The sequence below is a fragment of the Pseudomonas putida W15Oct28 genome (assembly GCF_000708715.2).
Classification (GTDB): Bacteria; Pseudomonadota; Gammaproteobacteria; order Pseudomonadales; family Pseudomonadaceae; genus Aquipseudomonas; species Aquipseudomonas putida_R.
Window position 1 is genome coordinate 212,997 of the sequence record NZ_JENB01000003.1, and the last position, 8,519, is coordinate 221,515.

7 protein-coding genes are annotated in these 8,519 nt (G+C 65.0%); 6 read left to right on the forward strand and 1 reads right to left on the reverse strand.

Annotation, left to right across the window (positions count from 1 at the left end):
* Positions 1-45 precede the first annotated feature (45 nt).
* Together ttdA and ttdB are read left to right on the forward strand one after the other, a co-directional pair.
* Positions 46-945, forward strand: coding sequence for a L(+)-tartrate dehydratase subunit alpha (gene ttdA, locus AK81_RS03325; protein WP_081042007.1), 900 nt, complete (start codon positions 46-48; stop codon positions 943-945).
* Entirely contained in the window at positions 942-1,550 is a 609-nt protein-coding gene (ttdB, locus tag AK81_RS03330) for a L(+)-tartrate dehydratase subunit beta (RefSeq protein WP_003259286.1), read from the forward strand. Before ttdA ends, ttdB begins: the two co-directional genes overlap by 4 nt.
* Positions 1,551-1,718: 168 nt before the next feature.
* On the opposite strand, the gene AK81_RS03335 is transcribed toward ttdB, so the two are convergent.
* Complete coding sequence (locus AK81_RS03335; protein WP_043196744.1) at positions 1,719-2,777, reverse strand: sigma-54 interaction domain-containing protein; 1,059 nt, start codon at positions 2,775-2,777, stop codon at positions 1,719-1,721.
* A 293-nt stretch (positions 2,778-3,070) separates the two neighbouring features.
* On the opposite strand from AK81_RS03335, the gene AK81_RS03340 reads away from it, so the two are divergent.
* Genes AK81_RS03340 through AK81_RS03355 form a run of 4 tightly spaced genes read left to right on the forward strand, consistent with a single transcriptional unit; the run spans position 3,071 to position 8,149 of the window.
* Positions 3,071-4,144, forward strand: coding sequence for an ABC transporter substrate-binding protein (locus AK81_RS03340; protein WP_043196745.1), 1,074 nt, complete (start codon positions 3,071-3,073; stop codon positions 4,142-4,144).
* Positions 4,145-4,155: 11 nt separating this feature from the next.
* Positions 4,156-5,379: a lipase family protein gene (locus tag AK81_RS03345; RefSeq protein ID WP_043196746.1), complete on the forward strand. Its 1,224-nt coding sequence runs from the start codon at positions 4,156-4,158 to the stop codon at positions 5,377-5,379.
* A 12-nt stretch (positions 5,380-5,391) separates the two neighbouring features.
* Positions 5,392-6,591, forward strand: coding sequence for an LLM class flavin-dependent oxidoreductase (locus AK81_RS03350; protein ID WP_043196747.1), 1,200 nt, complete (start codon positions 5,392-5,394; stop codon positions 6,589-6,591).
* Positions 6,592-6,595: 4 nt separating this feature from the next.
* The gene (locus AK81_RS03355; protein ID WP_043196748.1) at positions 6,596-8,149 is read left to right on the forward strand and encodes an ABC transporter substrate-binding protein; all 1,554 of its coding nucleotides are present in this window, start codon (positions 6,596-6,598) and stop codon (positions 8,147-8,149) included.
* The last annotated feature ends 370 nt before the right edge of the window (positions 8,150-8,519 follow it).

The window sequence follows — 8,519 nt, forward strand, 5'->3', positions numbered from 1 at the left end:
TAACAGCAAGAAGAACCCGCCTTGTGATGCAGTGAGGAAATAATCATGGATAAAGAAAACGCCGTGTCATCGCTTACCGACGTGATGGCCAAGTTCACCGCCTACATCGGCAAACGCCTGCCCAAAGACGTGAAGGAAAAGACCGCCAAGTTGCGTGCCGCCGAAACCAATCCGCTGGCAATCGCCGTATACGACTCGATGGCCGACAACCAGGAATACGCCGACAAGCTCAACCGCCCAAGCTGCCAGGACACCGGCGTGATCCAGTACTTCATCTCGGCCGGCGCACGCTTCCCGCTGCTGGGTGAGATGGAAGGCATCCTCGAGAACGCCACCAAGGAAGCCACCATCCAGGGGCCGTTGCGCCACAACGCGGTGGAAACCTTCATCGAGAAGAACACTGGCACCAACACCGGCTCGAAAATCCCGTGGCTGGACTGGGAAATCATCCCCGATGCCGACTACGCCATCGTCGATGTGTACATGGCCGGTGGCGGCTGCACCTTGCCAGGCTCGGCCAAGGTGCTGATGCCGGGGCAAGGCTATGAAGGGGTGACCGAATTCGTCTTTGATGTCATCACCTCTCGCGGCGTCAACGCCTGCCCGCCGTTGCTGGTGGGGGTCGGGGTTTCGACCTCGGTAGAGACAGCAGCACGCCTGTCGAAAAAGGCCATCCTGCGCGAAGTGGACTCCAGCCACCCCAACGAAAGCGCGGCGATGATGGAAAAGCTGCTGGAGGACGGCCTGAACGAAATCGGCATCGGCCCACAGGGCCTGACCGGCAACAGCAGTGTGATGGGTGTGAACATCGAATCCTCGGCCCGCCACCCCTCCACCATCGGTGTGGCCGTGTCCACCGGTTGCTGGGCACACCGTCGCGGCAAGATCCGCATCAACGCCGACCTGACCTACGACATCCTCTCGCACGAAGGGGTAGTACTGTGAAAAAGATCCTGAGCACGCCGATCAGCGACGAAGACCTGGCCAACCTCAACGTCGGCGATGTGGTCTACCTAACTGGCCAACTGGTGACCTGCCGTGACGTGGCACACCGGCGCCTCATCGAGCTGGGCCGCGAGCTGCCGGTCGACCTGCGTGGCGGCGCGATTTTCCACGCCGGCCCCATCGTCAGGAAGAAAGACGATGGCAGCTTCGAGATGGTTTCGATTGGCCCGACCACCAGCATGCGCATGGAAAAGTTCGAGAAGCAGTTCATCGAGCAGACCGGTGTGAAGCTGATTGTCGGCAAGGGTGGCATGGGCCCGGAAACCACCACCGGCTGCCTGGAGAACAAGGCGGTGCATGCGGTGTTCCCTGGAGGCTGCGCGGTGCTGGCAGCCACCCAGGTCGAGGAGATCGAGCGCGCCGAATGGCAGGACCTGGGCATGCCGGAGACGCTGTGGGTGAACCGCGTACGCGAGTTCGGGCCGCTGATCATCTCGATCGATACCAAGGGCAACAACCTGTTTGAGCAGAACAAGGCCCGCTTCAACGAACGCAAAGGGGCGGTGATCGAGAAGATCAACAGCCAGGTGCGGTTCATCAAGTAAACCTCAGCAGCGCCGCCACGCGGTCCTTGTGGGAGCGGCCTTGTGTCGCGAAAGGGCTGCAAAGCAGCCCCAGGGATTCAAGCGTTGATGCATGAATTTCTGGGGCCGCTTTGCGGCCCTTTCGCGACACAAGGCCGCTCCCACAAAGGGACCGAGTGGCTGCGCCCACTACGCTTTTGACAGTTCGCCAATCTTCTCCAGCCGCGCCCGCACGATATTGCGGCTGATGTTCAGCAAGCGCCCCGTCTGTAACTGGTTACCGTGGCAATACCGATACGCCGCCCTGAACACCGTCTCTTCGATGTGCTCATACAAATTCGGCACATTCTGCTCGAACAGCGCCAGCAATGCGCTTTCCAGATCTGGCGGTGCCGCACTCGCCGCCGGCAAGTAAGCATGCGCAACCTGCGCCGACACCTGTGGGCGCATATCGACCAGGTGCAGGTCCGCCGGTGCCACCACCTGATACCGGCACACCAGCAACGCATGGTGAATGGCATTCTCCAGCTCGCGGATGTTGCCCGGCCAGCTATGCGCCAGCAATTTGCGTTCGGCATCCGGGCTCAACGAAGCACGCTCGTAACCCAGGCGACGGCAATGCTCCTCGATGAAGAATTCTGCCAGCGGCAGGATGTCCCCCGGCCGCTCGCGCAATGGCGGCAGACGTATTGTCGCGACATGCAGGCGATAGAACAGGTCCTCTCGGAAGTGCCCCGCCACCACCGCATCGGCCAGGTTGACGTTGGTCGCCGCCACCAGCCGCACGTTGATCGGGATCGGCGTACGTGAGCCGAGGCGCACCACTTCACGCTCCTGCAGCACCCGCAGCAACTTCACCTGCATGTTCAGCGGCAGGTCGCCAATTTCATCAAGGAACAGCGTGCCGCCATTGGCCGCTTCGAACCAGCCGGCCTTGTTGCTGGTGGCGCCGGTGAACGCGCCTTTCTCGTGGCCGAACAGCTCGCTCTCAACCAGGGTTTCAGCAAAGGCACCGCAGTTCACGGCCACGAATGGCTCGCGCCCACGGCGGCTGAGGTGGTGGATATGACGGGCGACCAGCTCCTTGCCGGTGCCGGTTTCGCCGATGATCAGGGTATTGGCCTCGCTGGGTGCCAGGCGCTCGATGCGGCTGAGCAGCTCCTGGGAGCGCGGGTCCTTGAACACGAGCACGGTGGCACGTACCGACTTGGTCAGCTCGCGGGCATTGGGGTGGGTGATCAGCGACATAGGGGCATTCCTGGCAGTTGACGCGCAGGCCAATAATGCATGAAACAAATTAGATCAAAAAATTATTAATTAGTCTTTAGATATTCGAATAAGGAATATTAGAAATTCCAGCAACCGATTGCTGCTGCAGCAGCAACCCGTCAGCACTCCCCTGCCCGCCGATCAGCAGGCCTTGCCCTACACACCAATTTATCTTTGGCTGTAGGCCACGTGAATCAAGGGGTGTAGCCACTTCATGGCATGCTGGCATGCATTTCGCTCCTGGCCTGTAGAACCTTTGCCTGGAGCAGCACATGAACAATCCCTGGCGTCATGCCCTCGCCCTGCTGGGCGGCCTGTTCCTCAGCCTGGCTGCGCTGGCCGCCGAGCCACCGGCGGCGGTGCGCATTGCCATCGTCGCCTTCACCCAGGGCGGTGCGCCGGTGTTCGGCGGCATCCCAGGGCGGGTGATCGAAGAAGGCTGGCTGGAACAGCAACTGGCCGCCCGCGGCGTGAAACTGCAATGGACCGCCCTGCCCCACGCCGGCGCCGGCCCGCAGATCAACGAAGGCTTCAGCAACAACAGCCTGGACTTTGCCGTACGCGGCGACCTGCCTTCGGTCATCGCCGGTGCCGGCCAGGTGCCGGGCAAGCTGGTGGTACCGGGTGGCAGCGGCAACAACATCTACCTGGTAGTACCGAGCGATTCAACGGTGCGCAGCATCCAGGACCTCAAGGGCAAGCGCCTGGCCTTGCACCGCGGCCGCCCATGGGAGTTCGCCTTCAGCAACTTCCTGCAAAGCCAGGGCCTGGCACTCAGCGACTTCAAGATCGCCAACCTCAACCCGCAAGTGGGCGCCGCTGCGGTATCCGCCGGCAAGGTCGACGCCGCCGTGCTGCTCAACGAAGCCTATGCCCTGGAAGACAAAGGCGTGGCGCGCATCCTCTGGTCGACCAAGCAAGGCGCCAACGACTGGCGGCTGGTCTCGGACCTGTGGGGCACTGACCGTTTCGTGCAGCAGCACGCCGACCTGACGCAACTGGTGGCCACCGCCTGGGTGCGCGCGGCCTGGTGGATCTCCCAGGAGCAAAACCGCGACGCCTACTACGGGTTGTCTTCGCGCGCCGGTGTGAGCGAAAGCGTGCTGCGCCGGGACGACCAGGACGACCCGGTCGCGTGGAAGGCGCGCTGGGCGCCGAAAAACGATGCCCAACTCAAGGCCCACTACGACGCCCTGGGCCAGTACGCCCTGGCCAACCGGCTGATCCGCACGCCCTACGACATTACCCACGACCTGGCCACGGGCTTTACCCGCCAGGCACTCATCGACCTGCAACTGACTCACTACTGGCCGTCCCTTGACGCCCAGATCAGCCAACAACCTTGAGAGCCTTACCCATGAAACTGCCTGCTTCGCTCGTCTTCGGCCTCAGCGCCCTGGCCCTGTCCATCGGTGCCATGGCCGCCGAAACCTACGCGCCCAAACCCGACCCGCAACAGGGCGATGGCCGTGTGTCGGCCTTCTACACCTGGAGCAAGGCCATCCCCGCCACGCCCGGGAAGCTGCTGCGCAGCGAACCCCTGGACCAGGCGCTCAGCCTGCCCAATGCGGCCAGCGCGCAACGCATTCTGTACACCTCCCTGGATGGCATCGACGGCAAGACGCCAGTCGTGGTGTCCGGCGCACTGTTCATCCCCAAAGGCAAGGCCCCGGCAGGCGGCTGGCCGGTCGCCAGCTGGGGCCATGGCACGGTCGGCGTGGCGGATATCTGCGCGCCGTCCTGGGCTGGCCGCAGCTACCGCGACGTGCAATACCTCAACCGCTGGCTTGAAGAAGGCTACGCCATCGTCGCCACCGACTACCAGGGCCTTGGTGTACCGGGCGGCCACCCGCTGCTGAACAACCGCATGGCCGCCTACGGCATTCTCGATGCGGCCAAGGCCGTGGTCGCCGGCGTGCCGGGGCTGGCCGACAAGGTGCTGATCATTGGCCAGTCGCAAGGCGGCGCCGGGGCCTTCGCCGCCGGGGCCTATGCGGCGACCTATGCGCCCAAGCTGGGCGTCAAGGGCAGCATCGGCACGGGGGTGATCTACACCGTGGGCGCGAAGAATGTCGGCGAGCAGGACCCGGACAAGGTCGACCCAGCCCTGGCCTATGGCTTCTACACCCTGCTGGCTGCGCAGCAGTACGGCCCAAGCATCGACCCGCGCGACTTCTACACCGACAAGGCCCTGCCGCTGTTCGAACAGGCGCGCACCAGCTGCCTGTCGGCACTGGTCAGCGACGTGGTCGGCACAGGCCTGACCCCGGCCAACGCCAAGAAAGACTACCAGGGCGACCAGCTCAAGCCATGGCTGGCGCAGGTGTCGTACCCGACCCTGAAACTGGCCCAGCCGATCTTCATCGGCACCGGCGCCGAGGACAAGACCCCCGCCGCCGCCACCCAGGTGGCGCTGATGCAGGACGCCTGCAAGGCCGGCTCGGTGGTGCAGGGCCACTTGTACAAGGGCCTGGGCCACAGCGAAACGGTGAATGCCTCGCTGAAGGACTCGATCCCGTTCGCCCGCCAGGTCATCAGCGGCCAGCCGGTCACCCCCAATTGCAGCCCCAGCGTTCAGTAAGGAGGCCAGCCCATGAGCATCGAATTCTTCACCCGCCTGCCCCTGCATGGCGAAACCCAGTTCCTCCCCGGCGACCCGCGCAACCGCGGCGACTGGCATGCGGGCGGGCCCAGCACCGGTGCGGTGTCGGGGTTTGCCGTAGGTGATCACTTCACCTATATCGACTACCTCGGGCAAATCGCCCGCGCCGCGGAAATCAACGGCTTCGGCGGCGCATTGATGGTCAACGCCCCTACCGGCGAAGAGCCGTGGACGGTGTGCTCGCTGCTGGCCCGGGAAACCCGCACGCTGAAATTCGTCACCGCGTTCCAGCCCTATCACTACACCCCGTGGGTGGCCGTGCAGCAGGCCGCAACCTACCAGCGCGCCACCGGCAACCGCCTGGTGTGGAACATCATCAACGGCGGCTCGGATGCCATCCAGCGCCAAGTCGGCGACTTCGAAAACCATGACCAGCGCTACGCCCGCGCCACCGAATTCATGGACGTGGTGCGCGGCTATTGGCACAACGAGCAGTTCCACTACGAAGGCACCTACTACCGCGCCGAAGGCGGTGGCCTGCGCGGCCCGCTGAAAAAAGCCGAGCTGCCGCTGATCTGCACGGCTGGCTCGTCGGTGGCAGCGCGCGAGTTCGCCGCCAAGCACGCCGACTTCTACCTGATGCGCGCCGAGCACCCGGACGAGATTGCCGCGCTGATCGCCGACATCCGCGCCCGGGCGCTGAAGTGGGGCCGTACCGACATCCGCTTTGGCCTGTCCATCGACGTGATCGCCCGCGAGACCGAAGAAGCCGCGCTGGCCGAGGCCAAACGTTTCTTCGACGAAGGCGTGGCCAAGGGCACGGTCAAGGCCCGCGCCGCCCACGCCGGCCTGCGCACGGCGCGCAAGCTGAGCTACGAGCACGGCTACAGCGACCAGGACGAGCAGCAGGCGTTCGACGACTTCTTCATCCACCCCAATGTGTGGACCGGTTTCGGCTACATCGGCGTCCCGCCGGGCTGCGCGCTGGTGGGCAGCTACGCCAACGTGGTGGCGCGTATCCGCGAGTACCACGGCATCGGTGTCGACCTGTTCTTCCTCGCCGGCTACCCGCACCTGGAAGAGGCCTACCGCATCGGCGAGCACATCCTGCCGCACTTCCGTGCACAGCGCGCAGCCCTTGCCCGCCCGGCAGCCGAACCCGTGCAACTGCACGCCAGCAACGGAGCCTGACGCCATGGCCAGGGACGGTTACCCACTGAGTCGGCGCGGCTTTCTTGGCCACGCGGGCGTGCTGGCTGGCGGGCTGCTGGCCGGCTGCGGCCCCGCCGACAGCCCGACCCATGCCGCCACCGACCAGCCGCGCCATGGCGGGCGCCTGCGGCTGGGCATCATCGACGGCAACCAGAGCGGCAACCTCGACGCCCACAAGCCTATCGGCAGCGGCATCGTGCGTGGCTTTGCGTTGTACAGCAAGCTGTGGGAATGGGACGAGCAGATGCAGCCGCGCCTGGCGCTGGCCGAGTTCGCCGAGCCCAACGCCGATGCCAGCGGCTGGACCTTGCGGCTGAAACCGGGGCTGGAGTTCCACCACGGCAAGACCATCGACGCCGATGACCTGATCTTCTCCATCCGCCGCCTCACCGACCCGCAGCTGGCCTCGCCTTACGCGGCGCTGCTGCACTGGGTAGACCGCGACAACCTGGTCAAGCTGGACGACCGCACCGTGCGCCTGGGCTTTCGCGAAGGGCGCAGCTACCTGCCGCTGCCGGAAACCTGGGTCAACTTCGGCGGCATCGTGCCGGTGGACTACCACCCGGTCACCAACCCGGTCGGTGCCGGGCCGTACAAACTGAAAAGCTTCACCCCGGGCCAGCGCTCGCTGTTCACCCGCTTCGACAACTACTACAAACCCGGCAAGCCGTACGCCGATGAACTGGAAATCATCGACTTCAAGGACCAGACCGGCCGCCTGGCGGCGTTGCGTGCCGGGCAGATCGACATGGCCAACGTCATGTCCACCGAACACCTGCAGGTGCTGCAGGCCGACCCACGGCTGCGGCTGCTGAAATCGGTGAGCGGCAACTGGCTGTCGTTCGACATGAACACCGCCAAGGCTCCGTTCAATGATCCGGGGGTACGGGAGGCATTCCGCCTGCTGGCCGATCGCGAGGAGCTGGTGCGCCGTGCGCTGAATGGCCAGGGCCGGGTGGCCAACGACCTGTATGCACCGTTCGACCCCACCTTCGACCACAGCATCGGCCCGCGCCCCCACGACCCACAGCGGGCAGCGCAGTTGCTGCGCGAAGCCGGCCATGAACAGTTGCAGGTGGAGCTGGTGACCACACCAGGGCCGGGGCTGGCTTCGGCCCTGGTATTGGCCGAACAGGCCCGGCGCATCGGTGTGACCGTCAACGTGCGCCAGGTCGACCTGGCCACCTTCCAGGGCCCGCAGCGCGACGACTGGACCTTGAGCACCGGCGGCAGCATCGGTGCGCCGTACCTGGCCAGCGCCATCCACACCGACGCGCCGTTCGCCGTGGCCAACAAGACCCACTTCCACGACCCCGAATTCAGCGAGGCCTTCCTCGCCGCCATGGCCCAGCCGGACCTGGAGCAACGCAAGGCGCTGGTGCACCGCGCGCAACGCATTCAGTACGCGCGCGGCGGCATGCTGATCTGGGGCTTTGCCGACCTGCTCGACAGCGTCAGCACCCGCGTGGGTGGCGCGCAGGCGGAGCAGTCGCTGTTCAGTACCTGGCGGTTCGAGAGCCTATGGCTGAAAACCTGACCTCTGGGCCTGCACCGTTCTCTGTGGGAGCGGGCGCGCCCGCGAACCAGGGCAAAGCCCTGGCCATGCACCGCGGTGGATTCTTCGCGGGCATGCCCGCTCCCACAGGAACCGTGTCAGCGCCCCGCATCAAACTATAACCGCAGGCGCGGCTGCGCCCTCGTTTCTCCCACATTCCTACTCTTGAACGAGGCCCAGCCAATGCCCCGCGTTACCTTGCTGCACCCCAAATTCCAGCCCAGCGCCCTGGCCCTGGCCATTCTGGCCGGCAGCCTGCCGCCGGCCCACGCCGAAGATACCCAGCTGCAAACCGTCACCGTGCAGGCCGAACAGGCCGATGACGACGCCCTGCCCACCCGCCCGCCAGCCT